Origin of the sequence: Belnapia rosea, from assembly GCF_900101615.1 — a bacterium.
Lineage (GTDB): Bacteria > Pseudomonadota > Alphaproteobacteria > Acetobacterales > Acetobacteraceae > Belnapia > Belnapia rosea.
In genome coordinates, this window is record NZ_FMZX01000014.1 from 25,853 (window position 1) to 47,476 (window position 21,624).

Sequence of the window (21,624 nt, forward strand, 5' to 3'; positions counted from 1 at the left end):
GCCATGCAGCTCGCCATCTGGACCTATGAGGGGCCCCCGCATATCGGCGCGATGCGCGTCGCCACCGCCATGGAGGGCCTGCACTACGTCCTCCACGCCCCGCAGGGCGACACCTATGCCGACCTGCTCTTCACCATGATCGAGCGGCGCGGCACGCGCCCGCCCGTCACCTACACCACCTTCCAGGCCCGCGACCTCGGCGGCGACACCGCCGAGCTGTTCAGGACGGCGGCGCGCGAGGCCTTCGAGCGCTTCCGACCCCAGGCGATGATCGTCGGCGCCTCCTGCACGGCCGAGCTCATCCAGGACGATCCGGGCGGCCTCGCCCGCGCCCTCGGCCTGCCCATCCCGGTCATCCCGCTGGAGCTGCCGAGCTACCAGAAGAAGGAGAATTGGGGCGCGGCGGAGACCTTCTACCGCCTGGTCCGCGGCCTCGCCGCTCCGCCCGCACCGCGCCCGGAGGGCCGCGCCCCAAGCTGCAACATCCTCGGCCCCACCGCCCTCGGCTTCCGCCACCGGGACGATGTGCGGGAGATCGCCGGCCTGCTCGGGCGCATGGGCATCGCGGTGAACGTCACCGCCCCGCTCGGCGCCACGCCCGCCGATCTCGCCCGCCTCGGCAGGGCTGACTTCAACGTGGTGCTCTACCCGGAGATCGCCGGCACCGCCGCCGCCTGGCTCGCCCGCACCCATGGGCAGGCAGCGACGAAGACCATCCCCATCGGCATCAACGCGACGCGCGAATTCATCGCCGAGGTCGCCGCCCTCGCCGGGATCGACCCGGCGCCGGTCCTCGCCGCCGAGACCTCGCGCGCCGCCTGGTACTCCCGCTCCGTCGATTCGAACTACCTCACCGGCAAGCGCGTCTTCGTCTTCGGCGATGCGACGCATGCCCTGGCCGCCGCCCGCGTGGCGACCGAGGAGCTCGGCTTCGCCCTGGTCGGCCTCGGCAGCTACAGCCGGGAATTCGGGCGCGAGCTGCGCGAGGCCGCGAAGCCGCACGGCATCGAGGCCACCGTCACCGACGACTACCTGGCCGTCGAGGCCGCCATCCAGGCGGCGCAGCCCGAGCTGATCCTCGGCACCCAGATGGAGCGCCATACCGCGAAGCGCCTCGGCATCCCCTGCGCCGTCATCTCCGCCCCCGTCCATGTGCAGGACTACCCGGCCCGCTATTCGCCGCAGATGGGCTTCGAGGGCGCCAACGTCCTCTTCGACACCTGGGTCCATCCGCTGATGATGGGCCTCGAGGAGCACCTGCTCGGCATGTTCCGCGAGGACTTCGAGTTCCGCGCGGATTCCGCCCCCTCCCATCTCGGCGCCGGTCCTGTGGAGCCCGCCGCACCGGGCTCCGCCCGATGGGCGGCCGAAGCCGAGCGGGAACTCGGCAGGATTCCCTTCTTCGTCCGCGGCAAGGCCCGCAGGAATACGGAGCGCTACGCCACCGAACGCGGCATCGGCACCATCACCCTCGAGACGCTCTACGATGCCAAAGCCCATCTCAGCCGTTAGCGCGGTGCCCATCCGCGTGGTGGTGGTCACCATGGACAGCCACCTGTCCGGTGCCGTGATGCATGCCGTGACGGCGCTGCGCCGGGAGCTGCCCGGCCTGACCTTGGTGGTTCATGCCGCCGACCAATGGGGCTCCGACGAGGTGGCGCTCGCCGCCTGCCACGCCGATATCGCGCGCGGCGACATCGTCATCGCCGCCATGCTCTTCCTCGAGGACCACATCCGCGCCGTCCTTCCGGCGCTGGCCGCGCGCCGCGAGCAATGCGACGCCATGCTCGGCCTGCTCTCGGCCGGCGAGGTCATGCGCCTCACCCGCATCGGCCGCTTCCGCATGGATGCCGAGGCCACCGGCGTGATGGGCCTGCTGAAGCGCCTGCGCGGCAACCGCAAGCCCGGCGCGCCGAGCAGCGGCAAGGATCAGATGAAGATGCTGCGGCAGCTGCCGCGGCTGCTGCGCTTCGTCCCCGGCACGGCACAGGATGTGCGGGCCTATTTCCTCTCGCTGCAATACTGGCTGGCGGGATCGGAAGAGAACCTGGCGAACATGATCCGCCTGCTGGTCGGCCGCTACGCCGCCGGTCCGCGCCAGCAGCCGGGCGGCGCGCTGCAGCCTGCCGCCCCGCCCATCGAATATCCCGAGGTCGGCCTCTACCACCCCCGCGCCGCCGCCCGCATCACCGAGCGCGCCGAGGACCTGCCCGCCGCGGGCAGCGCCGGCACCGTCGGCCTGCTGATCCTCCGCTCCTATGTGCTGGCGAACAATGCCGCCCACTACGACGGCGTCATTGCCGCGCTGGAGGCCCGCGGCCTCCGCGTCATCCCCGCCTTCGCCAGCGGCCTCGACGCCCGCCCCGCGATCGAGCGCTACTTCCTCCGGGACGGCGCCGCCTGCATCGATGCGCTGGTCTCGCTCACCGGCTTCTCGCTGGTCGGTGGCCCCGCCTACAACGATGCCCGCGCCGCCGAGGCCATCCTCGCCCGGCTCGACCTGCCCTACATCGCCGCCCATCCGCTGGAATTCCAGACGATGGCGCAGTGGCAGGCGGATGCCCGCGGCCTGCTGCCGGTAGAAGCGACGATGATGGTCGCCCTGCCGGAGCTCGATGGCGGCATCTGGCCGATGACCTTCGGGGGCCGCTCCGGCACCTCCGACGGCGAGAGCGCGCATGAGATGGCCGCCCATCCGGAGCGCGCCGGCACGCTCGCCGCCCGCATCGCCCGCCTGGTCGCGCTGCGCCGGGCCGAACGGGCGGAGCGGAAGCTCGCCATCATCCTCTTCAACTTCCCGCCCAACAGCGGCGCGACGGGGACGGCCGCCTATCTCGGCGTCTTCGCCTCGCTGCTCCACACGCTGCGCGGCCTGAAGGCGGCGGGATACAGGCTCGACGTCCCGGCGACGGAGGAGGAACTCCGTACCCGCATCCTCGGCGGCAACCGCGCCCGCTACGGCACGGACGCCAATGTCGCCGCCCGGTTCCTGACCGACGACCATGTCCGCCGCGAGGCCTTCCTGCCCGAGATCGAGGCGCAATGGGGGCCGGCACCGGGCCGGCTGCAGAGCGACGGTGCCAGCATCCTCGTGCTCGGCCTGCAGCTCGGCAATGTCTTCATCGGGATCCAGCCGGCCTTCGGCTATGAGGGCGACCCGATGCGCCTGCTCTTCGAGCACGGCTTCGCCCCGACCCATGCCTTCTGCGGCTTCTATCGCTGGATCCGCGAGGATTTCGGTGCCCATGCCGTGCTGCATTTCGGCACCCATGGCGCGCTGGAATTCATGCCCGGCAAGCAGGCCGGCATGTCGGGCGAATGCTGGCCCGACCGGCTGATCGGCGACCTGCCGAATTTCTACTTCTACGCCAGCAACAACCCCTCCGAGGGCACCATCGCCAAGCGCCGCGCCGGCGCCGCGCTGATCAGCTATCTCAGCCCGCCCGTCGCCCATGCCGGCCTCTACCGCGGCCTTCTGGACCTCAAATCCTCCATCGACCGCTGGCGCGCGCTGGAGCCGGGCAGCGACCCGGAGCAGCAGGCGGCGCTGGCGACGCTGATCCAGGCCCAGGCCGCCGCCGTCGAGCTCGGCGCCGCCGAGCCCGCCTGGGCGGATGCCGACGCCACCATCCTCGCCCTCGGCCGCGAGCTGCTGGCGCTGGAGGAGACGCTGATCCCCTACGGCCTGCACGTCATCGGCGAGCCGCCCAAGGCGGCGGACCGCGCCGCCATGCTGGATGCCGCCGGCGTGACCGAGCCGGATCGCCGGGCCGCGCTCGATGCGCTGCTGGCCGAGGATCACGAGATCCCCGCCCTGCTCCATGCGCTGGATGGCGGCTACCTCCACCCCGCCCCGGGCGGCGACCTGCTCCGCACCACGGAGGTGCTGCCGACCGGCCGCAACCTGCACGGCTTCGACCCCTTCCGCATCCCGAGCGCCTTCGCCGTGCAGGATGGCGCCCGCCAGGCCGAGCGCCTGCTCGCCCGCCATGCGGCGGACGGCAACAGGCTGCCGGAGACGGTCGCCATCGTCCTTTGGGGCACCGACAACCTGAAGACCGAGGGCGGCCCCATCGCCCAGGCGCTCTGGCTGATGGGCGCCGCGCCGCGCTTCGACAGCTACGGCCGCCTCTGCGGTGCCCAGCTCCTGCCGCTGGAGGCGCTCGGCCGCCCGCGCATCGATGTCGTCGTCACCCTCTCCGGCATCTTCCGCGACCTGCTGCCCCTGCAGACGCGCCTGCTCGCCGAGGCCGCGCTCCTGGCCGCCGAGGCGGAGGAAGCCCCCGCGCGGAACTACATCCGCAAGCATGCCCTGGCCTTCCAGGCCGCGCATGGCGGGTCGATGGCGGAAGCCACGCTCCGCGTCTTCGGCAATGCCGACGGTGCCTATGGCGCCAACGTCAACCAGCTCGTCGGCAACGGTGCCTGGACCGACGAGGACGAACTCGCCGATGCCTATGAGCGGCGCAAGGGCTTCGCCTATGGCGTCAGCGGCAAGCCCGTCCGCCACGCCGCCGTCCTCGCCCATGTGCTCGCCAGCGTCGAGGTCACCTACCAGAACCTCGATTCCGTCGAGCTCGGCGTCACCACCGTCGACCACTACTTCGACACGCTCGGCGGCATCAGCCGGGCGGTGAAGCGGGCACGCGGCACCAGCGCCTCGATCTATATCGGCGACCAGACCCGCGGCGACGGCGCCGTCCGCACCCTGTCCGAGCAGGTCGCGCTCGAGACCCGCACCCGCGCCCTCAACCCGAAATGGTACGAGGCGCTGCTCTCCCACGGGTATGAGGGCGTCCGCCAGATCGAGGCGCAGGTGACGAACACCCTCGGCTGGTCGGCGACGACCGGCGAGGTCGCCCCCTGGGTCTACCAGCAGCTCACCGAGACCTTCGTGCTCGACGCCGCCATGCGCGAACGCCTGGCGACGCTGAACCCGACCGCCTCGGCGAAGATCGCCAACCGCCTGCTGGAAGCGCATGAGCGCCGGTACTGGTCGCCCGACCAGGGCGTGCTCGACGCGCTGCGCCAGGCGGGGGAGGAGCTGGAGGACCGGCTCGAAGGTATCACCGTGGAGATGGCCGCATGAGAATCGAGACGCCGCATGCCGCCCTCCACCGGCGCCCGGTGCCGTCCCGGACGGATGGGGATGGCAGCGTGCAGGTCCACCTGGACCCGGCCATGACCATCGGCAGCGCCAAGGTCTTCTCCGTTTACGGCAAGGGCGGCATCGGCAAGAGCACCACCAGCTCCAACCTCTCGGTTGCCTTCAGCAAGCTCGGCAAGCGGGTGCTGCAGATCGGCTGCGACCCGAAGCACGACAGCACCTTCACCCTGACCAAGAGCCTGATCCCGACGGTGATCGACGTGCTGGAGACCGTCGACTTCCACTCGGAGGAGCTGCGCCCCGAGGATTTCGTCTTCGAGGGCTATAACGGCGTGATGTGCGTCGAGGCCGGCGGCCCGCCCGCCGGCACCGGCTGCGGCGGCTATGTCGTCGGCCAGACGGTGAAGCTGCTGAAGGAGCACCACCTGCTGGAAGACACCGACGTGGTGATCTTCGACGTGCTGGGCGACGTGGTCTGCGGCGGCTTCGCGGCGCCCCTCCAGCATGCCGACCGCGGCATCATCGTCGCGGCCAACGACTTCGACAGCATCTTCGCGATGAACCGCATCGTCGCCGCCATCAAGGCCAAGTCGAAGAATTACGATGTCCGGCTCGGCGGCGTCATCGTCAACCGCAGCGCGGCGACCGACCAGGTCGACAGGTTCAACGCCGTGACGGGGATGCAGACGCTCGCGCATTTCCCCGACCTCGACGTCATCCGCCGCTCCCGCCTGAAGAAGTCCACCCTCTTCGAGATGGAGCCGACGCCGGAGCTGGTCGCGGTGCAGGCGGAGTACCTCCGTCTCGCTGCCAATCTCTGGGCGGGTACGGAAGCGCTCAGCGCCTCCCCCATGAAGGACCGCGACATTTTCGACCTGCTGGGATTCGACTGATGCCGAGCAGCACCTACGCCGCCCGCCGCGGCGAGCTCGAGACCTATTTCGACCGCACCGCGGCCGAGGCCTGGATGCGCCTCACCTCCACCGCGCCGGTCGGCCGCATCCGCGCGACGGTCCGCGCCGGCCGCGACGAGATGCGCCGCACCCTGCTCTCCTGCCTCCCGGCCGACCTCACCGGCCGCCGCCTGCTGGATGCCGGCTGCGGCACCGGCGCGCTGGCGCTGGAGGCCGCCCGCCGCGGCGCCCATGTCACCGCCATCGACCTCTCGTCCAGGCTCGTCTCGCTCGCCGCCGAACGCGCCGCCGGCGATTACGGCGCCGGCCATGTCGATTTCCGCACCGGCGACATGCAGGACCCGGCGCTCGGCGAGTTCGACCATGTCGTCGCCATGGACAGCCTGATCCACTATCGCGCGCCCGATGCCGTGGCCGTGCTGGAAGGGCTCGCCGCCCGCACCCGGCATTCGATGCTGGTCACCTTCGCACCGCGAACGCCGCTGCTGGCCGCGATGCACGCCATCGGCCAGCTCTTCCCGCGCTGCAACCGCTCCCCCGCCATCGAGCCGGTCGGCGAGGCTTGGCTCACCCGGCTGGTCGCCTCCCGCTTGCCGGGCTGGCAATGCGGCCGCACGCAGCGGGTCACGGCCGGCTTCTACATCTCTCAGGCACTGGAGCTCAGGCGGGTATGAGCCGCATGGCGCGCGCCTGGACCCGGCTCGGCCCGGAATTCCTCCCCTTCGCCGACGCCGCCTCGGCGGAGCTGCCGCTCGGGCGCCTGCTGCGGCTCTCGCTCTTCCAGGTCTCGGTCGGCATGGGCTCCGTGCTGCTGATCGGCACGCTGAACCGGGTGATGATCGTCGAGCTCGGCGTCGCCGCCTGGCTGGTCGCCAGCATGGTCTCGCTGCCGCTGCTCTTCGCGCCCGTCCGCGCACTGATCGGCCACCGGTCGGACAACCACTGCTCGGCACTCGGCTGGCGCCGTGTCCCCTATATCTGGATGGGGACGCTGCTGCAGTTCGGCGGCCTCGCCATCATGCCCTTCGCGCTGATCCTGCTCTCCGGCGACAGCAACGCCCCACCGGTCGTCGCCCATGGCGCCGCCGCCGCGGCCTTCCTGCTGGTCGGCGCGGGGCTGCACACCACGCAGACCGTTGGCCTCGCGCTGGCGACCGACCTTGCCCCGCCGGATGCCCAGCCCCGTGTCGTTGCCCTGCTCTCGCTCATGCTGCTGCTCGGCATGGTGGTGAGCGCCGTCGGCTTCGGCGCCCTGCTGCAGCATTTCAGCCAGATCCGCCTCATCCAGGTGATCCAGGGCGCGGCGCTGGCGACCATGCTGCTGAACGGCATCGCCCTCTGGAAGCAGGAGTCGCGCAACCCGAACGGCACCCGCCACGGCCGTCCGCAACCCGGTTTCCTCGAATCCTGGCGCCGGCTGCGGGGGGAGGGGCGGTGGGCCCGTCGCCTCACCGCCATCGGCCTGGGCTCGGCCGCCTTCAGCATGCAGGACATCCTGCTCGAACCCTATGGCGGCCAGATCCTCGGCCTTTCCGTCGCCGCGACGACGACGCTGACGGCGCTCTTCGCCGGTGGCGGCATCGCCGGCTTCGGCATGGCCGCGCGCGGCCTTGGTCATGGCATGGACGCGCATCGCCTGGCCGGCTTCGGCGCGCTGGCCGGCGCCCTGGGCTTCGCCGGCGTCATCTTCGCGGCGCCGCTCGACAGCCCGGTGGCCTTCGGCATCGGCACGGTCGTCATCGGCCTCGGCAGCGGGCTCTTCACGGTCGGCACGCTGACGGCCTGCATGGAGCTGGCCCGCACCGGCCAGGCCGGCCTGGCGCTCGGCGCCTGGGGCGCGGTGCAGGCCAGCTGCGCGGGCGGCGCCATCGCCGCCGGCGGCCTTCTGCGCGACATCGTCTCCGACCTCGCCATGCGTGGCGCCTTCGGGGGCGCCCTCACCGGCGCCGCGACCGGCTACGGCGCGGTCTACCTGCTCGAGATCGTCCTGCTCTTCGTCACCATCGCCGTCATCGGCCCGCTGGTGCGCGTGGGCGCGCCGCGTCCGGCCTCGCCGCTCGGCCTGGCCGGGTCACCCAGTTAGCGGAGGAACACCGTCATGCAAACCGGTGCCATCACCAGCTATATCGACGTCGCGCAGGTCGCGCTCTACGCCTTCTGGCTCTTCTTCGCCGGACTGATCTGGTACCTGCGCCAGGAGGACAAGCGGGAAGGCTACCCGCTGGAGAGCGACCGCTCGCCCTACGTGACAGTCGAGGGCCTGCCGCCCATGCCGCGCCCGAAGAGCCTGCAGCTCGCGCATGGGGGCACCATCGTCCCCCATCGGGAGGAGCGGAATCTCGACGGCCTCCTCATCCCGACCGCCCCCTGGCCCGGCGCGCCGATGCAGCCGCTCGGCGACCCGATGAAGGACGGCGTCGGCCCGGCCTCCTACGCGCTCCGCGCCGATGTCCCCGACCTCACCTTCGATCAGCAGCTGCCGAAGATCGTCCCGCTCCGCGCCGCCGAGGGCTACTACCTCGCCGCGCAGGACCCGGATCCGCGCGGCTACCAGGTCGTCACCGCCGAAGGCCGCATCGCCGGCACGGTGGTCGATTGCTGGGTGGACCGGTCGGAGACGGTGGTGCGCTACCTCGAGGCCGATGCCGAAGGCTCCTCCGGCGCCCGCCGCGTCGTCTTCCCCATGGCGCTCGCCCGCGTCGATGCCAGGCGCCGCATCGTCAAGGTCGTCTCCGTCCTCGCCAGCCAGTTCGTCGAGGCGCCGATGCTGAAGGATGCCGACACGATCACGATCCGCGAGGAGGACCGCATCAGCGGCTACTTCGCCGGCGGCCACATGTACGCGACGCCGCAGCGCCTCGGCCCGCTGATCTGAGGGAGGCCACGATGATGCAGGAGCATGAGCTGGAGCCGGTCTGGGGCCTGCCCGAGCGGCCCCCTGCGGGCGAGGCGATCCTCTGGCAGGGCGCACCGGACTGGCGCGCCCATGCCCGGCAAGGCCTGCACCTCCGCGGCCTCGCCCTGTACTTCCTGCTGCTGCTCGCGGCCCGGTGCGCCGCCTCGCTGATGGAGGGCGCGAGCCCCTCCGTCGCGCTGCGGGACGCCGCCTGGTTCCTGCCCTTCGCCGCGACGGCGTTGATGCTCGTGGTGGTGCTCGCCATCCTCGTCGCGCGCACCAGCGCCTATACCATCACCACGCAGCGCATCGTCTTCCGTATCGGCATCGCCTTGTCGATGACGGTGAACATCCCCTTCACGGCGATCGAAGCTGCGGCGGTGAAGGCGGATGCCGATGGCAAGGGCGACATCGTGCTGACGATCGCGCCGCGGCAGCGCATCTCCTACATCTTCTTCTGGCCGCATGTGCGCCCGTGGCACTACGCTCGCCCCGAGCCCGCGCTGCGGTCGGTCCCCGATGTGGAAACCGTGGCGCGGACCCTGTCGCGGGCCCTGGCCGCGGCGGCCTCGCTGCCGATGCGCCCCGCAGCGGATGCCGCGACAGCCGGGGCCACAACCGGCCCGCAGACGGCCGCGGCCTGAGGGAGCGAAGGATGAGCACCCATTCCCATGACATGACGGTACCGCGCGGCCCGCTGATCGGCGCCGCTGCGCTGCTTCTCGCCGTGGTCACGGCGACCGGCATCGCGCGGATGGCCGGTGCCGGCGTCACTACGGTCACGGCCGAGGCGCCCGTCCTGGCGCGCAGCCTCGGCTTCGACGACCGCGCCGACGGCGCCATCCTGGTGCGCGACGCAGAGGCCAACCGCCAGATCGCGGTGCTGGAACCCGGCACGAACGGCTTCGTCCGCGGCGCGCTGCGCGCCCTGGTGCGCGACCGGCGACGCGAGGAGATCACCGGCCGCGCGCCCTTCCGCCTCGCCGCATGGCCCGATGGCCGTCTGACGCTGGAGGACCCCGCCACGGGCATCAGCATCGGCCTCGAAGCCTTCGGCCCCACCAACATGGCGGCCTTCGCCCGGTTGCTGACAGCGGGGAGGACGATGCGATGAGCCCTGGCCTGCTCTCCCGCCTCGCCGGCGGCCGCCGCTTCGAGGTGCCGTGCACCATCGATATCGAGCAGAGCTTCGACAGCCTGCATGCGCATGCCATCCCCGAGGGCGTCAGTCTCCGGCCCGGCGACCGCGTGCTGGTCCATGGCCTGCCGGCCAGCATCGGCCATGGCGAGGCGATGCGCTTCGAGGCCCGCGCCACCGTCATCCGTGCCGGCTGGCTGGAACGTGCCTGGATGGAGGCCTCGGCCATCCTGGAGCTGACCGAACTCTATCATTGCGGCTTCGAGCCCAAGGAAGCGCCATGAACGCCGTCACCCCCACCGCACGCCGGCCGGTCAATGCCGTCACCCGCGAGGCGACGACCGACACCGTCCTCAGCCCGCGCTTCTACACCACCGATTTCGACGCCATGGACCGCATTGATATCGGCAGCCTCCGCGCCGAGTGGGACGCGCTGATGGCGGAATTCCACGCCGACCCGAACAAGGGCCACTTCGTCCGCACCGAGGCCTTCGACGCGTTCAGGCTCGACGCCCTGCCGGAGCCGCTGCAGAAGGAGCTGGTGGAGTTCCTCGTCAGCTCCGTCACCGCCGAGTTCTCCGGCTGCGTGCTCTATGCCGAGATCAGGAAGCGGGTGAAGAACCCCGACATGCGCGACCTCTTCGGCGTGATGAGCCGTGACGAGGCACGCCATGCCGGCTTCATCAACGACGCGCTGAAGGATATCGGCATCGGCGTCGATCTCGGCTTCCTGACCAAGGCGAAGAAGTACCACTACTTCCAGCCCAAGTTCATCTTCTACGCCACCTACCTGTCGGAGAAGATCGGCTACGCCCGCTACATCACCATCTTCCGCCAGTTCGAGCGGCATCCGGAGCTGCGCTTCCACCCGATCTTCCTGTGGTTCGAGAAGTGGTGCAACGACGAGTTCCGCCATGGCGAGGCCTTCGCCCTGCTGATGCGCGCCAACCCCAGGCTCCTCGAAGGCCGCAACAAGCTCTGGGTGAAGTTCTTCCAGCTCGCCGTCTATGCGACGATGTATGTGCGCGACCACGCCCGGCCCGAATTCCACAAGGCGCTCGGCATGACGCCGACCGAGTACGACCACGAGGTCTTCCGGACCTGCACCGCGATCTGCAGGCAGGTCTTCCCCGTGACGCTCGATACCGAGCACCCTGCGATGCGGCGCGGCCTCGACCGCCTGTACCGCATCACCCGGCGCCAGGCCGCGGCCAAGGCGCGTGGCGGCCTGGTCGGCAAGCTGCAGCGCGCCGGGCTCGGCGCCGCGGCGGCGGCCACCTTCGCGCGGCTCTACCTCCTCCCGGGCAGGCATGCGGCGCTGCCGGCACAGATCCGCATGACGCCCACCTGGTAGGAGAGCCATCGCGCCATGGCCGATTACGGTCTGCCCGCCCTCTATGCACTGTTCGTCTGGTGGTTCAGCACCGGGGCGATCATCTGGCTGGACGGGCTGCCGCCACGGACCTATCGGCGCAGCATGCTGGGCGCGACGGCGATGCTGGCCGCGGCCTTCTGGGGCCTCGCCGCCAGCAGCGCCGATGCATCCCCGCTCGGCGCCTATGCCGCCTTCTCCTGCGGGCTGCTCGCCTGGGCCTGGCAGGAGATGGCCTTCCTCATGGGCTTCGCCACCGGCCCCCGCCGCCAGCCCTGCCCGGACGGCTGCGCCGGCTGGCCGCGCTTCCGCCTCGCCGTGCAGACCCTCCTCTACCATGAGCTGGCGATCCTCGCCGGTGCCATCGCCGTGCTGGCGCTTACCTGGGGCCAACCCAACCAGATCGGCGCCTGGACCTTCCTGCTGCTCTGGGGCATGCGGCAGAGCGCCAAGCTGAACGTCTTCCTCGGCGTCAGGAACCTCAACGAGCAATTCCTGCCGCCGCACCTCGCCTATCTCGGCAGCTTCTTCGCGCGCAAGCCGATGAACCTGCTTTTCCCGCTCTCGGTCACCGGCGGCACGCTGCTCTGCGCCTGGTTCTTCCACCGGGCGCTGGCCGGCGGGGCCAGCGACTTCGAGGCCGCCGGCTCTACCTTCCTCGGCGTGCTGGCCGCGCTCGCCATCCTCGAACACTGGTTCCTGGTGCTGCCGATCCCGGCCGAGGCGCTGTGGAGCTGGAGCATGAAGTCACGCCGCCCGGCCGCACCGGCCGTGGCGGAGGCGGTCCCGCCGCGCCTCCACGCGCTGCGTCCCGCCGCCTGAAGCCACAAGCCCTGAAAGGGAGAGGGGACGATGAACTACGAGGCGTTCTTCCGGAAGCAGATCGGCGCCCTCCACCGCGAAGGCCGCTACCGCGTCTTCGCCGACCTCGAACGCCAGGCCGGCGCCTTCCCCTATGCCACGCACCACCGCCCGCGCGGCCAGCAGCAGGTCACCGTCTGGTGCTCCAACGACTATCTCGGCATGGGCCAGCACCCGAAGGTGCTCGCCGCGATGCATGAGGCGCTCGACAAGTGCGGCGCCGGCGCCGGCGGCACGCGCAACATCGCCGGCACCAACCACTACCACGTCATGCTGGAGCAGGAGCTCGCCGACCTCCACGGCACGGAGGCCGCGCTGCTCTTCAACAGCGGCTACATGTCGAACTGGGCGACGCTCTCGACGCTCGCCTCGCGCATGCCCGGCTGCGTCATCGTCTCCGACGAGCTGAACCACGCCTCGATGATCGAGGGCATCCGCCACAGCCGCGCCGAGCGCCGCGTCTTCGCCCATAACGACCCGGCCGACCTCCGCCGCATCCTCGCCGAACTCGATCCCGAGACGCCGAAGCTCGTCGCCTTCGAGAGCGTCTACTCGATGGATGGCGACATCGCCCCCATCGCCGAGCTCTGCGACATCGCCGAGGAATACGGCGCCATGACCTATATCGACGAGGTCCATGCCGTCGGCCTCTACGGCCGCCGCGGCGGCGGCGTCACCGAGCGCGACGGCGTCGCCCACCGCCTCACCGTCATCGAGGGCACGCTGGCGAAGGCCTTCGGCGTGGTCGGCGGCTACATCGCCGGCTCGGCGGCGATGTGCGACTTCGTCCGCTCCTACGCCTCCGGCTTCATCTTCACCACCTCCATGCCGCCCGCGGCGGCGGCCGGCGTCATCGCCAGCATCCGCCACCTGAAGGAGAGCAGCACCGAACGCGAGTTACTGCATGCGAACGCTTCACAACTTCGCGCCAAGCTCAACGCCGCCGGCGTGCCGCATCTCGACAACCCCAGCCATATCGTCCCGGTCATGGTGCGGGACCCGGTGGTGTGCAAGCAGATCAGCGACCTGCTGCTGGATCACTACGGGATCTACGTCCAGCCCATCAACTACCCGACCGTCCCGCGCGGGACGGAGCGGCTGCGCTTCACGCCCGGCCCGCTGCACAACGCGGCGGATATCGACCGCCTGGTCGCGGCGCTGTCCGAGATCTGGTCGCAGTTCAGCCTGCAGCGCGCCGCTTGAGAGTCGTTCGCATGGAACGGAATCCAGCCTTGCCCGGCTTGGCGAACCGGAATTCGGGCCCAAGCTCCAGATGCCGAGCAATCAAAGGAGGAAACCAAAGTGACGCACAATCGACGCAAGCCGCAGGCGCGCCGCGCCTTCCTGCAGCGGGCTGGCCTCCAGGCCGCGGGCCTCGTCACCCTGGTCACCGCTGCGGCGCGGGCCCAGGACAAGCTCGCGCCGGAGATGGTCATGTACCAGGACCAGCCCAAGGACGGGCAGAAGTGCAGCACCTGCCTGCATTTCCAGGCGCCCAACGCCTGCGCCATCGTCAGTGGCAATATCAGCCCGGAGGGCTGGTGCGCCGTCTGGGCCGCGAAGGGCTAGGCCGGGGCGCGGGCCGGCACAGGGATGCCGCCGTGCCAGCCGGAGACCGGCGGTCATGACGGGGCGGCGCAGCTTCCCCTTCTCCGCCATCGTCGGCCAGGAGGAGATGAAGCTGGCGATCCTCGTCGCCGCCATCGATCCCGGCATCGGCGGCGTGCTGGTCTTCGGCGACCGCGGCACCGGCAAGTCGACCGCCATCCGCGCCCTTGCCGCGCTGCTGCCCGAGATTCCCGTGGTCGAGGGTTGCCCCTATCGCTGCGATCCGGGCGATGAGCAGGCGCTCTGCACCGAATGCCGCAGCCGCCGCCCGCTGCGGGCGGTCATGGCGCCCGTCCCCGTCGTCGACCTGCCGCTCGGTGCCACGGAGGACCGCGTGGTCGGCGCCCTCGACATCCAGCGGGCGCTCGCCGATGGCGTGAAGGCCTTCGAGCCAGGCCTGCTCGCCCGCGCCAACCGCGGCTTCCTCTATATCGACGAGGCCAATCTCCTTGAGGACCATCTCGTCGATCTGCTGCTCGATGTTGCCGCCTCCGGCGAGAATGTTGTGGAGCGCGAGGGCCTCTCCATCCGCCATCCCGCCCGCTTCGTGCTGGTCGGCAGCGGCAACCCGGAGGAGGGCGAGCTGCGCCCCCAGCTGCTGGACCGCTTCGGCCTCTCCGTCGAGGTGGCGACGCCGCGGGAACTCGCCAGCCGCATCGAGGTCATCCGCCGCCGTGACGCCTTCGAGCGGGACCCGGCCGGCTTCGCCGCCCACTGGTCCGGTGCGGAGGCGGCCCTGCGCGGCCGCATCCTCGCCGCGCGGCAGTGCCTGCCGGACATCGTCCTGCCCGATGCCGCGCTGGAGCGCGCCGCCCGGCTCTGCCTGGCGCTCGGCACCGATGGGCTGCGCGGCGAACTCACCCTGATCCGCGCCGCCAGGGCGCTCGCCGCATTCGAGGGTGAGGCCGAGGTGGGCGATGCCACCCTCCGCCGCGTCGCGCCGCCCGCGCTCCGCCACCGCCTGCGCCGCAACCCGCTGGACGACACCGTCTCCACCACCAGGGTCGAACGCGCCATCCAGGAACTGTTCGGCCCGTGACGGAGGGCATCACGAACCCCTGGCCGAACCCCTGGGATGAGGCCATGCGGGCCGCGGCCATCCTGGCCGTGGATGCCGCCAGCATGGGCGGCGCCGCCCTCCGCGCCCCGCCCGGCCCGGTGCGGGACCGCTGGCTCGCCCTGATGCGCGGCCTGCTGCCCCCCGCTACCCCCTGGCGCCGCCTGCCGCCCGGCATCGCCGATTCCCGCCTGCTCGGCGGCCTCGACCTCGCCGCCACCCTGCAGGCCGGCCGCCCCATCGCCGAGCGCGGGCTGCTGGCCGAGGCCGATGGCGGCATCCTCCTGGCGGCCATGGCCGAGCGCCTCACCCCGGGCATCGCCGCCCGCCTCGCTGCCGCGCTGGATGCGGGCGAGGTGGCCATCGAGCGCGACGGCCTCGCCCTCCGCACCCCCGCCCGCCTGGCGCTCATCGCTCTCGACGAGGGGCTGGAGGCCGAGGAGGCCCCGCCTGCCGCGCTGCTGGACCGGCTGGCCTTCCAGCTCGACCTCTCCGCCATCGCTCCCGCCGCCACCGGCGGGCCCGGCCCGACCGCCGGCCAGGTCATCGCCGCCCGCACCCTGCTGCCCGGCATTGCCGTCGGCCCGGATGTGCTGGAAGCCCTGTGCGCCACCGCCGCCGCCCTCGGCATCGCCAGCCTCCGCCCGCCCCTGCTGGCGCTCCATGTCGCCCGCGCCGCCGCCGCCCTGGCCGGGCGCGAGGCGGTGGCCGAGGAGGATGCCGCCCTCGCCGCGCGGCTGGTGCTCGGCCCCCGCGCCATCCAGGCGCCCGCCGAGCCCGCCGCCCCGCCCTCCGCGCCCCCGCCGCCCCCCGAGACGGCCGAGGATCAGCCCCCTCGGCCGGGTCCCGAGGCGCTGGAGGACATCCTCCTCGCCGCAGCCGAGGCGGCCATCCCCGCGGGGCTGCTCGACCAGCTCCGCCTCGCCCCGGCGCGCGCGCGCCTGCCCGGCAAGGCCGGCCTCCAGCGCCAGTCGCCGAAGCGCGGCCGCCCCATCGGCAGCCGCCCCGGGGAGCTGCGCGGCCATGCCCATCTCGCCCTGGTCGATACCCTCCGCGCCGCTGCCCCCTGGCAGCGCCTGCGGGCCAGGAGCGGGCCTGCCGGAGGGCGCCTCCGCATCGCCCGCGAGGATATCCGCATCCTCCGCTTCCAGCAGCGCTCGGAGACCGCGACCCTCTTCGTCGTCGATGCCTCCGGCTCCGCCGCCTTCCACCGCCTCGCGGAGGCCAAGGGCGCGGTCGAGCTGCTGCTGGCGGATTGCTACATCCGCCGGGACCGGGTCGCCCTGCTCGCCTTCCGCGGCACCGGCGCCGAGCTGCTGCTGCCGCCGACCAGCTCCCTGGTGCGTGCCAAACGCTGCCTGGCCGGCCTGCCCGGCGGCGGCGGCACCCCCATGGCCACCGCCCTCGACGAGGCGCTGGGCGTGGCGGACGCCATTCGCCGCCGCGGCCAGACCCCGCTGGTGGTGCTGCTGACCGATGGCCGCGCCAACATCGCCCGCGACGGCAAGCCCGGCCGCGACCGCGCCGCCGCCGAGGCACTGGAGGCCGCCCGCGCGCTGCAGGCCGCCCGCATCACCACCCTGCTGGTCGATACCTCGCCGCGCCCGCAGGAGGCCGGCCGCCAGCTTGCCGCCGCCATGGGCGCCCGCTACCTGCCGCTGCCTTATGCCGATGCGACCTCCATCTCCCGGGCGGTGAGGGCGGCATGAGCGGCCGCCCGGACTGGTTGGTCGATGGCCGCGACTGGCCGAACCGCGCCGCCAGCCGCTTCGTGAAGGCGGCCGGCTTCCGCTGGCATGTCCAGGTGGCCGGGCAGGGGCCCGTGCTGCTGCTCGCCCATGGCACCGGCGCCGCCACCCATTCCTGGCGCGGCCTGCTGCCCCTGCTGGCGCGGCGCTTCACGGTCGTCGCCCCCGACCTTCCCGGCCATGGTTTCACCGAGATGCCCGCCGGCGCCCGCCTGTCCCTGCCCCTGATGGCCCGCGCCCTGACCGAGTTGACCGCCGCGCTCGGCCTGCCTGCCGCCCTGGTGGCCGGCCACTCCGCCGGCGCGGCCATCCTCGCCCGCATGACGCTCGATGGCGGCATCGCCCCGCGCGCCGTGATCGGCCTCAATGCCGCGTTGCTGCCCTTCGAGGGCTTCGCCGGCCAAGTCTTCTCCCCCGTCGCCCGGCTGCTCGCCGGCCTGCCGGTGGTGCCCTGGATCTTCGCCCGCCGCGCCGCCGAGCGCCGCGTGGTCGAGCGCCTGTTGCAGGACACCGGCTCCACCCTCGACCCGCAGGGGGTGGAATTCTACGCCCGCCTGATCCGCCGCCCCCACCATGTCGCCGCCGCCCTCGGCATGATGGCGCATTGGGACCTGCACCCGCTGCTGCGCGACCTCCGCCGCCTGAAGCCGCCGCTAGTCCTGCTGGTCGGCGGCGCCGACCGCACCGTCCCGCCTGCGGATGCCAGGCGCCTGCGGGCCATCCTCCCCAACCTCCGTCTCGTCCCTCTCCCTGGCCTCGGCCATCTGGCGCATGAGGAACAGCCGGAGCGCGTCGCCACCCTCATCGCCGGCATCGCCGAGGAGCTGGGGCTCGCTTCCCTCGTCAGGGCGTGATCCTCCCTCCCTCCCATCCCCAGCGCCTCGAACTCAATGACGAGGTGCATGCCCGCCCGCCCGAGGCGCTGGCCCCGGGGCTCCGCCTCAGCTACCTCGCCCTGCTGGGCGACCCGGCCCATCGCGAGGCCTCCTGGGAGGCGGTCTGCGACCTCGCCCGTCGCTCCGCCGCTGCCCCGCCGCTGCCGGGTGCCAGCCATTTCAGCGCCGATCTGGGCCCCTTCCGGCTGAAATGGGAACGCCATACCGAGTTCAGCCGGTTCATGGTCATCACCCCCGGCGCCGATGCCGCGGACCCCTTCGCCAACCCCGCCCTTGCCGCCGTCCCGGCCGGCTGGGTGCAGGCGCTGCCCGGCCAGCTGCTGGTCGCGACGCATCTCGCCCTGCTCCCCGGGGGCGAGGGACCCCTCGACCCCGACACGCTCTCCAGCCGCCTCTTCGCCGGCAACAGCCTGGTCGGCGGCACGGTGAGCGGCGGCGCGGCGCGGGTCTTCACCGATTTCCGCATCCATGCCGGCGGCTTCGGCCGCATCCTGGTGCAGGACCACGGCACCACGCCGCGCCAGGCCGGGCGCCTGATCCAGCGGCTGCTCGAGATCGACACCTACCGCATGCTGGCCCTGCTCGCCCTGCCGCTCGCCCGCGAGCTTGGCCCCCACATCACCGCCAGCGAGCGGAAGCTCGCCGAGATCACCGAAGCCCTGGTCACCGCGCGCAGCGCCGACGAGCCGGAACTGCTGGAACGCCTGACGCGCCTCGCCGCCGGGACCGAGAGCCGCGAGGCCCGCACCCTCTACCGCTTCAGCGCCGCGGAAGCCTATGACGCGCTGGTGCAGCGCCGCATCGCCGAGCTGCGCGAGGGGCGGATGGAGGGCATGCAGACCCTCCAGGAATTCATGGAACGCCGGCTGGCCCCGGCGCTCAACACCTGCCGCGCCATGGCCGCGCGGCAGGATGCGCTGTCCCGCCGCGTCGCCCGTGCCACGCAACTGCTCTCGACGCGCGTCGACCTGACGCGCGAGCAGCAGAACCAGGTGGTTCTGGCGAATATGGACCGCCGCGCCCAGATGCAGTTGCGGCTGCAGGAAACGGTCGAGGGCCTCTCCGTCGCCGCCATCACCTACTACATCGTCGGCCTCGTCGCCTATGTGGCGAAGGGGCTCAAGGCCGGCGGGCTGCCCCTCGATGCCGACCTCGTCACCGGCATCGCCATCCCCGTGGCCGCCATCGCCGTCGCCCTCGGCCTGCGCCAGCTGCGCCATGTCATCGCGCGGCGCGCGACGCCCTTCCCCCCACCGGCGGGACGGTAGCGGCCAGCAATTCGTCGCCAGCGCCATTCTCCGCACTGGAGGTTTGTGTCAATTAAGTCTTACAGTCGTGGACGATGCTTGAATTGACAGCCTTGGCGCCGCCCACCCTCCCGGCCCTGCCGCCACAGGACAGGCGGCCGCATGCCGTGGTGATCGGCAGCGGCTTCGGCGGCCTTGCCGCCGCCATCCGCCTCGGCGCCCGTGGCTACCGCGTGACGGTGCTGGAGCGGCTGGATGCGCCCGGCGGCCGCGCCCGTACCCATCGGCAGGACGGCTTCACCTTCGATGCCGGCCCGACCATCGTCACCGCGCCCTTCCTGCTGGAGGAGCTCTGGTCGCTCTGCGGCCGCCGCATGGCCGAGGACATCGACCTCCGCCCGCTCGACCCCTTCTACCGCATCCGCTTCGACGATGGCGCGACCTTTACCTATTCCGGCGACCCGGCGGCGATGCGCGCCCAGGTCGCCGCCTTCAACCCGGCGGACCTGCCCGGCTATGCGCGCTTCATGGCGCTGAGCGCCGAGACCTGCCGCATCGGCTTCGAACAACTCGGCCATGTCCCCTTCGGCCACTGGACCGACATGGCCAAGGTCGCCCCGGGCCTGATGCGGCTGCAGGCCTGGCGCAGCGTGTACCGGGCCGCGGCGGCGCATTTCCGCGACGAGCGGCTGCGCACCGTCTTCAGCTTCCACCCGCTGCTGATCGGCGGGAATCCCTTCGCAACCAGCGGCATCTACGCCCTGATCTCGCATCTCGAGCAGCGCTGGGGCGTGCATTGGGCGATGGGCGGCACCGGCAGCCTGGTGCGGGGGCTGGTGCGGCTGATCGAGGGGCAGGGGGGGCGCCTCCGCTGCGGCGCCGAGGTCGCCGAGATCACCCTCGCCGGCCGCCGCGCCACCGGCCTGCGCCTCGCCGATGGCGAGACCATCCCGGCCGATATCGTCGTCTCCAATGCCGATGCCGCCTGGACCTATGGCAAGCTCCTGCCCGGCCTGCCGCGCCGCCGCTGGACGGATGCGAAGCTCGCCCGCGCGCGCTACTCCATGGGCCTCTTCGTCTGGTATTTCGGCACGCGGCGCCGCTACGACGCGGTCGGCCACCACACCATCCTGCTCGGCCCGCGCTACCGGGGCCTGTTGCGCGATATCTTCACCGGCCGGCAGCTCCCATCGGATTGCAGCCTCTACCTGCATCGCCCGACGGCGACCGACCCGTCGATGGCGCCACCCGGCTGCGACGCCTTCTACGTCCTCTCCCCCGTGCCGCATCTCGGCGACGGCACCGACTGGGCGGAGCAGACCGAGCCCTACCGCCGGATGATCGCCCGCCGCCTGCACGAGACGCTGCTGCCCGGCTTCGAGGCCGAGATCGCGGCCTCCCGCGTCACCACGCCGCGGCATTTCCGCGAGGACCTGCTGGCCGTCCACGGGGCCGGTTTCGGGCTGGAGCCGGTGCTGACGCAGAGCGCCTGGTTCCGCCCGCACAACCGCTCGGAGGAGGTGGAGCGTCTCTACCTCGTTGGTGCCGGCACTCATCCCGGCGCCGGCATCCCCGGCGTGATCTCCTCTGCCAAGGTGCTCGACAGCGTGGTGCCGCATGCCTCCGCCCTGGCCTAGGAACTCCCCGCGAAACCGCCGAGTGGCTTCGCAGGGGCCCCCCGCCTGCCACGGCAAGGCAGCGGAAGGGCGCCGGACGGAGGACAGGACCTGAATGCGCGCCAAGCCCGTCCTCCCCGCCGCAGACCTCGCCGCCTGCCGCGCCCTGCTGCGCGGCGGGTCGAGGAGCTTCCATGCCGCCGGCAAGCTGCTGCCCGCCCGCATCCATGCTCCGGCCACCGCGCTCTACGCCTTCTGCCGCATCGCCGACGATGCGATCGACGAGGGCGGCGACGCCGCCGCCCTGGCCGCCCTCCACGCCCGGCTCGATGCCGCCTATGCCGGCCGGCCGCATCCCGAGCCCGCCGATAGGGCCTTCGCCGCCGTCATCGCCCACTACGCCATTCCCCGCGCCCTGCCGGAGGCGCTTCTGGACGGCTTCGCCTGGGACCAGTCCGGCCGCCGCTACGAGACGCTGGCCGAGCTCGAAGCCTATGCCGCCCGCGTCGCCGGTTCGGTCGGCGCCATGATGGCGCTGCTGATGGAGGAGCGGCGCCCCGAGGTGCTGGCCCGCGCCTGCGACCTTGGCGTCGCCATGCAGCTCTCCAACATCGCCCGTGACGTCGGCGAGGATGCCCGCAGCGGCCGCCTCTACCTGCCGCTGGCCTGGATGCGCGAGGCCGGCCTCGACCCCGAGGCCTGGCTCGCCGCCCCCGCCTTCGATGCGCGCCTCGCCGGCGTCGTGGGGCGCCTGCTGGCCGCGGCCGATGAGCTCTACCGCCGCGCCGAGGGCGGCATCGCCTGCCTGCCGCTCGCCTGCCGCCCCGGGATCGGCGCCGCCCGCGTCATCTACGCGGAGATCGGCCGCGCGGTGGAGCGCAGGGGGCTCGACAGCGTCTCGCACCGCGCCACCGTCTCCGGCCGGCGCAAGGCCGTGCTGCTCGCGCGCAGCCTCGGTGCCCTGATGATGCCGCGCCGCGCGGTCGGCGCGCCGCCGCTGGAGGCAACGCGCTTCCTGGTCGAGGCCGCGGTCGCCGCCTCGCCGCCCCGGCTGCGCGGCCGGCTCCCCGCGCGCTCCTTCGATGAGCGCGTGGCCTGGCTGGTCGGTCTCTTCACCCGGCTGCAGCAGCAGGAGCTCGGCCGCAACGGATAGGGAGGCTTGGA

At 72.2% G+C, this 21,624-nt stretch carries 19 protein-coding genes; all 19 read left to right on the plus strand.

Annotated elements, in window-relative coordinates; genetic code table 11:
- Window positions 1–3: 3 nt before the first annotated feature.
- On the plus strand, window positions 4–1,512 hold the full coding sequence (gene bchB / locus BLR02_RS19525) for a ferredoxin:protochlorophyllide reductase (ATP-dependent) subunit B (RefSeq protein ID WP_090664331.1): 1,509 nt from the start codon (window positions 4–6) through the stop codon (window positions 1,510–1,512).
- Window positions 1,487–5,089 (plus strand): magnesium chelatase subunit H, encoded by a 3,603-nt coding sequence (locus BLR02_RS19530; RefSeq protein WP_090664332.1) that lies wholly within the window; start codon window positions 1,487–1,489, stop codon window positions 5,087–5,089. The genes bchB and BLR02_RS19530 overlap by 26 nt, the downstream gene beginning before the upstream one ends.
- Complete coding sequence (bchL, locus tag BLR02_RS19535) at window positions 5,086–6,000, plus strand: ferredoxin:protochlorophyllide reductase (ATP-dependent) iron-sulfur ATP-binding protein (protein ID WP_090664333.1); 915 nt, start codon at window positions 5,086–5,088, stop codon at window positions 5,998–6,000. The genes BLR02_RS19530 and bchL overlap by 4 nt, the downstream gene beginning before the upstream one ends.
- The gene (gene bchM / locus BLR02_RS19540; protein ID WP_090567158.1) at window positions 6,000–6,695 is read left to right on the plus strand and encodes a magnesium protoporphyrin IX methyltransferase; all 696 of its coding nucleotides are present in this window, start codon (window positions 6,000–6,002) and stop codon (window positions 6,693–6,695) included. Before bchL ends, bchM begins: the two co-directional genes overlap by 1 nt.
- The gene (locus BLR02_RS19545; protein ID WP_090664334.1) at window positions 6,692–8,104 is read left to right on the plus strand and encodes a BCD family MFS transporter; all 1,413 of its coding nucleotides are present in this window, start codon (window positions 6,692–6,694) and stop codon (window positions 8,102–8,104) included. The genes bchM and BLR02_RS19545 overlap by 4 nt, the downstream gene beginning before the upstream one ends.
- Window positions 8,105–8,119: 15 nt before the next feature.
- On the plus strand, window positions 8,120–8,896 hold the full coding sequence (gene puhA, locus BLR02_RS19550) for a photosynthetic reaction center subunit H (RefSeq protein WP_090664335.1): 777 nt from the start codon (window positions 8,120–8,122) through the stop codon (window positions 8,894–8,896).
- 11 nt (window positions 8,897–8,907) lie between these two features.
- Window positions 8,908–9,561 (plus strand): photosynthetic complex putative assembly protein PuhB, encoded by a 654-nt coding sequence (gene puhB, locus BLR02_RS19555; protein ID WP_090664336.1) that lies wholly within the window; start codon window positions 8,908–8,910, stop codon window positions 9,559–9,561.
- A gap of 11 nt (window positions 9,562–9,572) precedes the next feature.
- Window positions 9,573–10,031 carry a photosynthetic complex assembly protein PuhC gene (gene puhC / locus BLR02_RS19560; RefSeq protein ID WP_090664337.1) on the plus strand — a complete coding sequence of 153 codons (459 nt, stop codon included), beginning with the start codon at window positions 9,573–9,575 and terminating at the stop codon, window positions 10,029–10,031.
- On the plus strand, window positions 10,028–10,339 hold the full coding sequence (locus tag BLR02_RS19565; RefSeq protein WP_090664338.1) for a hypothetical protein: 312 nt from the start codon (window positions 10,028–10,030) through the stop codon (window positions 10,337–10,339). The genes puhC and BLR02_RS19565 overlap by 4 nt, the downstream gene beginning before the upstream one ends.
- Window positions 10,336–11,409: a magnesium-protoporphyrin IX monomethyl ester (oxidative) cyclase gene (gene acsF / locus BLR02_RS19570; protein WP_090664339.1), complete on the plus strand. Its 1,074-nt coding sequence runs from the start codon at window positions 10,336–10,338 to the stop codon at window positions 11,407–11,409. Before BLR02_RS19565 ends, acsF begins: the two co-directional genes overlap by 4 nt.
- A gap of 15 nt (window positions 11,410–11,424) precedes the next feature.
- Window positions 11,425–12,249, plus strand: a complete 825-nt coding sequence (gene puhE / locus BLR02_RS19575; RefSeq protein WP_090664340.1) for a putative photosynthetic complex assembly protein PuhE — start codon at window positions 11,425–11,427, stop codon at window positions 12,247–12,249.
- A 30-nt stretch (window positions 12,250–12,279) separates the two neighbouring features.
- Window positions 12,280–13,491, plus strand: a complete 1,212-nt coding sequence (hemA, locus tag BLR02_RS19580) for a 5-aminolevulinate synthase (protein ID WP_090664341.1) — start codon at window positions 12,280–12,282, stop codon at window positions 13,489–13,491.
- A gap of 99 nt (window positions 13,492–13,590) precedes the next feature.
- Entirely contained in the window at window positions 13,591–13,857 is a 267-nt protein-coding gene (locus tag BLR02_RS19585; protein ID WP_090567184.1) for a high-potential iron-sulfur protein, read from the plus strand.
- 55 nt (window positions 13,858–13,912) lie between these two features.
- On the plus strand, window positions 13,913–14,935 hold the full coding sequence (gene bchI, locus BLR02_RS19590; RefSeq protein WP_090664342.1) for a magnesium chelatase ATPase subunit I: 1,023 nt from the start codon (window positions 13,913–13,915) through the stop codon (window positions 14,933–14,935).
- Complete coding sequence (locus tag BLR02_RS19595) at window positions 14,932–16,662, plus strand: magnesium chelatase subunit D (RefSeq protein WP_245704864.1); 1,731 nt, start codon at window positions 14,932–14,934, stop codon at window positions 16,660–16,662. Before bchI ends, BLR02_RS19595 begins: the two co-directional genes overlap by 4 nt.
- Complete coding sequence (gene bchO, locus BLR02_RS19600) at window positions 16,659–17,555, plus strand: alpha/beta fold hydrolase BchO (protein ID WP_090664343.1); 897 nt, start codon at window positions 16,659–16,661, stop codon at window positions 17,553–17,555. The genes BLR02_RS19595 and bchO overlap by 4 nt, the downstream gene beginning before the upstream one ends.
- Window positions 17,552–18,865 carry a DUF3422 family protein gene (locus BLR02_RS19605; RefSeq protein WP_090664344.1) on the plus strand — a complete coding sequence of 438 codons (1,314 nt, stop codon included), beginning with the start codon at window positions 17,552–17,554 and terminating at the stop codon, window positions 18,863–18,865. The genes bchO and BLR02_RS19605 overlap by 4 nt, the downstream gene beginning before the upstream one ends.
- A gap of 74 nt (window positions 18,866–18,939) precedes the next feature.
- Window positions 18,940–20,481, plus strand: coding sequence for a phytoene desaturase (locus BLR02_RS19610; protein ID WP_090664345.1), 1,542 nt, complete (start codon window positions 18,940–18,942; stop codon window positions 20,479–20,481).
- Window positions 20,482–20,575: 94 nt separating this feature from the next.
- Window positions 20,576–21,613 (plus strand): phytoene/squalene synthase family protein, encoded by a 1,038-nt coding sequence (locus tag BLR02_RS19615; protein WP_090664346.1) that lies wholly within the window; start codon window positions 20,576–20,578, stop codon window positions 21,611–21,613.
- Window positions 21,614–21,624: the final 11 nt, after the last annotated feature.